Origin of the sequence: Halobacillus sp., from assembly GCF_049282395.1 — a bacterium.
Classification (GTDB): Bacteria; Bacillota; Bacilli; order Bacillales; family Halobacillaceae; genus Halobacillus.
The window spans coordinates 1-5007 of the sequence record NZ_JBAPTY010000159.1 but is presented as its reverse complement, the minus strand read 5'-3'; the positions used below and the strand labels follow the sequence as shown (position 1 = coordinate 5007).

Genomic DNA, 5007 nt, shown 5'->3' with positions numbered 1-5007 from the left:
TCATATAGTTGCGGATGTCTCCGGTTTTTGGATCGACAAGGTACCAGCCGTATGTGGCGGTATGGTTGTCTACGATCTCATAGACGTGTACGAGGTATTGGCGATCCACCATGCGGTCGTATTCTACTTTCATGTTCGGTTCGTTCTCCAGATCTCTATATTTCCTCACCAGCTTTTCGGCTTCTTGTTTCGTTACGCCCTCAGCGATGGGGCCGGATTTATCTCCATTCTCATAAACTTGTACTTCGGATCCGATCGGCAGATTGCGAGGATTGATGCCCGGGTTCAACTCATACAAGTCTTCCAGCGTTACTCCTTTATGAAGGTTTGCAATGCTGTACAACGTTTCTCCCGGTTGTACGGTGTGATAGATTTCATGTGAATTCTGATCCTCAGGCGGGCTAACTCGGACCTCAGAACCAATCTGCAGATTCCAAGGCTCAATGCCAGGATTCCAATCAAATAAGTTGTCGAGTGTAACGCCCTTGTGAAGGTTCGCAATGCTGTACAAAGTGCTTCCTGGAGTGACGGTGTGGAATTCTTCCGTTGGCAGTTCTTCACGAATTGTTTCATCTGTTTTCAATGTGATCTTGGAACCGGGCTGGATAACATCCGGATCAATTCCCGGGTTCCATTTATATAAATCTTCCACGGTCACATCACTGTATTCCTGCGCTATACTCCAAAGCGTGTCTCCCCGTTCAAAGGTCACCGTTGAAATCTCAGCTGATGCACTGCCGGCACCAACCCCAAACGTCATTCCAGCTGCTAATAATGGCGCAAGATACTTTGTTTTTTTCATACAGGACCCCTCCTTGAAAATATTTCAAAAGTGTTACATTTATTGTGTTTCGGTTTATTATGTAATCTAAACGTAATATTTTAAATTTTTCCAATTAAAATTTGATCGTCTTCACGTATTCAGCTTATGATGACCTTAAGCATGCCGATATCAATAAGGAGGCTTCTACATAGATCCTTAAATAACGTGCAGGAGGGTGAATCATGAATTTGTTTCCACAGGCTCTAAAGCGAATACTTATCGTCACAACCATTGTTATGTTGTCAGGGACCACTCTTTCCATACCATCGACTACGGTTCAGGCTAAAAGTTTAAAACACGAACTCTATCAGACAGAAAAAGATGATCTAAAGTACTCGAAGGAGATTATACGAGAGGTTTTCAAAACACTAAGACGAGAGAAAAAAGGCCCGCTCAGGTACAACGAAGCGATTTCACTCATTGAAAAAATGAGTAAAGTGGAGGTCATGGATCACTACCTTGCTTCCTACGGCAAAAAAGTAGACGCAAAGGAAATTCCGAGAATCGTTAACCAGATTTATTCGATTGACCTTAAGCGAATTTCTGAGCTGGGAGCGGGAACTCAAACGTATCCGGATGAAATTATCCAAGGGGTAAAAGAATCGCTGCCAAAATGGTTAGATGAAGCAGACATTCAGTCACTACCTAAACTAGAAGTACTCGATTTATACTTAGCTTCTTATGGCAAGAAGATCGATGGACCGGAAATTCGAAGAGTCCTCAACCAGATTTTCGGCATAAACCTGGTTGGCATTTCGTCGCTTGAAGGTTCAGGCGTCTCTTTATATTCAAAAGACCAGTGGATTTCCCAATATGATCAGGACTTATTTGTCGTTCAAACAGGATTAACGGATGTAGATGTGTGGATCTACCCAACCGACTACTATACAGCTCAAACTGGTTTGGAACAGCTGCCTGAGGAACTACAAAACCGGCTTAAAAAATTGGGGTACACGTACAATGAAGAAGTAGGAGCACTTTATTATGCTGATCCTGAAGGGAACTCAGTACCAGATCAATTTAAAGGTCAGACGCTTGGAACACTGATTCAATTCATTCAGAAGAATTATCAGGATTTATCATAGAAAAATAAATGGATCCATTAAAAAAATCCCTGTACTCAATCAGATGAGCACAGGGATTTACTATTTTATTCAGCTGTAAACACGCTCTCTTTGCTGAACGGAAGCCAGGATGGTTTCAATCTCATTGGCTTCTTCTTCTGTTAATGGAAGCAGCGGCAAACGAACGCCGCCGACTTCTACGCCTTTTCGGTTCAAAGCGGCTTTAACCGGAGAAGGACTTGGTGCAGAGAAAATGGCATGCATGACCGGAAGAAGGGTACGGTGCATAGCTGATGCATAGCTGCCGTTCCCGTTGCGGTAGGCTTGTATCATGGCCTGCATTTCATTTCCAATCACATGGGCTGATACGGACACAATTCCTGTACCGCCTATGGATACAAACGGAAGTGTGTTGGAATCTTCTCCACTGTAAACACTGAATTCATCCGGTGTACGACTGATAATTTCAGAAGCTGCGTCTAGATCACCGCTTGCTTCTTTTACAGATACAATATTCTCAACTTGAGAGAGGCGGACGATCGTTTCGGGTGCCATATTCACGACACTGCGTCCCGGGATATTATAGAGCATGATAGGCAGAGAAGTAGCCTTGGCAATCGTCGTAAAATGCTGATACATGCCCTCCTGGGTTGGTTTATTATAATAAGGGGTTACAAGCATAATCGCGTCCACGCCTGCTTCTTCTGCTTGTTTAGTTAATTGAATGGAAGCTCTTGTATTGTTTGAACCCGTTCCTGCGATGACCGGAACTCTGCCATTCACGACTTCCACGACGAATTTATACAGGCTTACTTTTTCCTCTGACGTTAATGTTGGGGATTCACCTGTTGTTCCTGCGATCACTAAACCATCAGAGCCGTTGGAGATCAAGTGATTAACCAGGGAGCGTGTTGCATCGAAATCAATATTACCTTCTGAATCAAACGGAGTTACCATTGCTGTTAGTACTTGACCAAAGTTCATAACCTCACACCTTTACTTAGTTTTTATACGTTCGAGGTTTGAGGGCTCTGCAGCAGTAAAGCACAAAAAAGCAGCAACGAGGGTTCGCTGCTGCTTAGAACTTTGATATCCGTTCCTGCATTAAGATAGCCCTCCATATAGTCTCCTATATGACAGTTCTGCACCTCTTAAGCATCAGAACCAGCCTCGGGAATATGAGATTCCGTCAGCTTCGGCAAAAACCCCTTTCCTCATGTTTCACAGGATCTCATTCTCCTTCACATGCGTACTCTTGGAATTTGCACCTCTATCCTTACTTCAATAGAAATGAAATAAGAAAATATTTAGTTCCTTGTACCGTATCATAATTTATTTGAAAATTCAAGGTTTATATTTTGTGGAATTAACTGTAAGTTGTTATAGTAAGGGAGAGTTACGATTCATTTATTTCGCAAAAGATGAAAGATTCCTATAAAGTTTGGCAAAACTGAAGAGGAAGAGAACTTTAGGCTGTAAAAAATTTTTACACAAAAATTCCACATTTAGAATTATGGAGGGCCTGGTGTGGTACCAAAGGCTTTGTGACAGGCCATAGGTATATTACAGATGTTACAATGGGCATACACACAAGAATGTGATGGATGTACAGCAGGCGGGCACGTGTTACAATGACAAGCATTAGGTATTCGAAAGGGGAATGACATTGAATAAGAAATGGTTATTAAGCTTAGCACTTGCTTTATTCATAGCGTTATTAACAGCATGCGGTAACGATGAAGGATCAGGTGGAGACAACAACAATGAAGAAGCTAAACAGGAAGAATCTGCCGATAAAAAGGAAAGCAGTAAGGAAGGCGAAAGCAGTAAAGAAGGAGAAGGTTCTGAGCAGCCCCAAATGCCAGAGCCAGACTTAGAAGGTGTGCCTAAAGTAGTGGCTACCGTAAACGGTGAAGAAATTCCAAAAGAAGAGTTCACCCAGACGTATAAGAGTCAATTCCAGCAAGCGGCTATGCAGTCACAAATGTCCGGGCAGGAAGTTGATCAGGAAAAGCTTAAAAAGCAGACAGCAGAAGGTTTAGTCGGCCAGGAGCTTCTTGTTCAGGAAGCAAACGATCGCGATCTTAAGGCGTCTGAAGAAGAAGTTAATGAAACGTTAACCCGTCTGGCTGAGCAGAACGGCCTGAAGTCTAAAGATGAGTTCCTATCTAAATTAGAAGAGCAGGGCATGAAAGAAGACGAAGTGATGTCTCAGGTTAAAACGCAAGTAAAAGTTGATAAACTACTAGCGGAAGAAAATGGCGACCTGGAACCGACAGAAGAAGAGATTAAGAAAGCTTACGATGATGCGAAAGCCCAGCAGGAAGAAGCGGGCGGCGAGCAGCAAATTCCACCATACGAAGAAGCGAAATCAACTCTTAAGCAACAGCTTACCCAGCAAAAAGAAGCACAAGCTTATCAGGAACTTGTGAAGAAACTTCGTGAAGATGCAGATGTTAAAGTAAATCTATAAATCCATTCAAAAAAACCAGTTCCCATCAGGAACTGGTTTTTTTAATGAACATGTCAACTTTACTTGAACCAGCCTCTCTCCTTAAAGCGTGAGATGGCTTCAATCCGATTGGAAACTTCAAGCTTATCCAGTATGACGGACACATAATTTCGTACCGTACCTGGAGTAATATATAACTCTTTGGAGATGTCTTTGGTGTTTTTACCCTCAGCCATTAACTTAATGACCTGACGTTCTCTTTCCGTGAGCGGATCCTGTTGTGTATAGGCGAGATCCACCAATTCAGGGGAGAAAATGCGCTGACCGTCGATAATCTTGCGTATTGCGTCCGCAAGATCTTCACTTGGACTGTCTTTAAGTAAGTATCCACTGACACCGGCATTTCTTGCCCGTTCAAAATAACCAGGACGGGCGAACGTTGTAAGAATGATGATTTTGCATGGTTCGTCTGCCAGCTCTTCCGCTGCCGTGAGACCATCTTTCACCGGCATTTCAATATCCATCAGGCAGATGTCCGGCTTAAGCTCACGCACCAGTTTGCACGCTTCTTCTCCATTGTCGGCTTTACCTGCCACTTCCATCCCGTCCTCTAAATCAAGTAAAGCTCCAAGCGCCCCGAGTAACATACGCTGATCTTCTGCAATTAC

The 5007-nt window shown here is 43.2% G+C and carries 5 protein-coding genes and 1 riboswitch; of the genes, 2 read left to right on the top strand and 3 right to left on the bottom strand.

Features of this window, described 5'->3' with window-relative positions; all coding sequences use genetic code 11:
- Window positions 1-802: LysM peptidoglycan-binding domain-containing protein (locus tag WAM07_RS07105; RefSeq protein ID WP_422165831.1), on the bottom strand; the 802-nt coding region annotated here is incomplete at its 3' end.
- A gap of 203 nt (window positions 803-1005) precedes the next feature.
- On the opposite strand from WAM07_RS07105, the gene WAM07_RS07100 reads away from it, so the two are divergent.
- Window positions 1006-1908, top strand: a complete 903-nt coding sequence (locus WAM07_RS07100) for a hypothetical protein (protein WP_422165830.1) — start codon at window positions 1006-1008, stop codon at window positions 1906-1908.
- Between the two features lie 69 nt (window positions 1909-1977).
- Here the strand turns inward: WAM07_RS07100 and dapA are convergent, their stop codons facing one another.
- Complete coding sequence (gene dapA, locus WAM07_RS07095; protein ID WP_422165829.1) at window positions 1978-2871, bottom strand: 4-hydroxy-tetrahydrodipicolinate synthase; 894 nt, start codon at window positions 2869-2871, stop codon at window positions 1978-1980.
- 118 nt (window positions 2872-2989) lie between these two features.
- Window positions 2990-3168: riboswitch (Lysine riboswitch) on the bottom strand.
- A gap of 379 nt (window positions 3169-3547) precedes the next feature.
- Between dapA and WAM07_RS07090 the strand changes: the two genes are divergently transcribed.
- Window positions 3548-4360 (top strand): SurA N-terminal domain-containing protein, encoded by an 813-nt coding sequence (locus WAM07_RS07090; protein WP_422165828.1) that lies wholly within the window; start codon window positions 3548-3550, stop codon window positions 4358-4360.
- A gap of 59 nt (window positions 4361-4419) precedes the next feature.
- Here WAM07_RS07090 and WAM07_RS07085 read toward each other — a convergent pair.
- The coding region (locus WAM07_RS07085; protein WP_422165827.1) for a response regulator at window positions 4420-5007 on the bottom strand (588 nt) is incomplete at its 5' end.

What these genes read in the sequence shown, in the direction of transcription:
- WAM07_RS07100 (WP_422165830.1), top strand. Translation starts at nt 1,006, where the DNA reads ATGAATTTGTTTCCACAGGCTCTAAAGCGAATACTTATCGTCACAACC.
- dapA (WP_422165829.1), bottom strand. Translation starts at nt 2,871, where the DNA reads ATGAACTTTGGTCAAGTACTAACAGCAATGGTAACTCCGTTTGATTCA.
- WAM07_RS07090 (WP_422165828.1), top strand. Translation starts at nt 3,548, where the DNA reads ATGACATTGAATAAGAAATGGTTATTAAGCTTAGCACTTGCTTTATTC.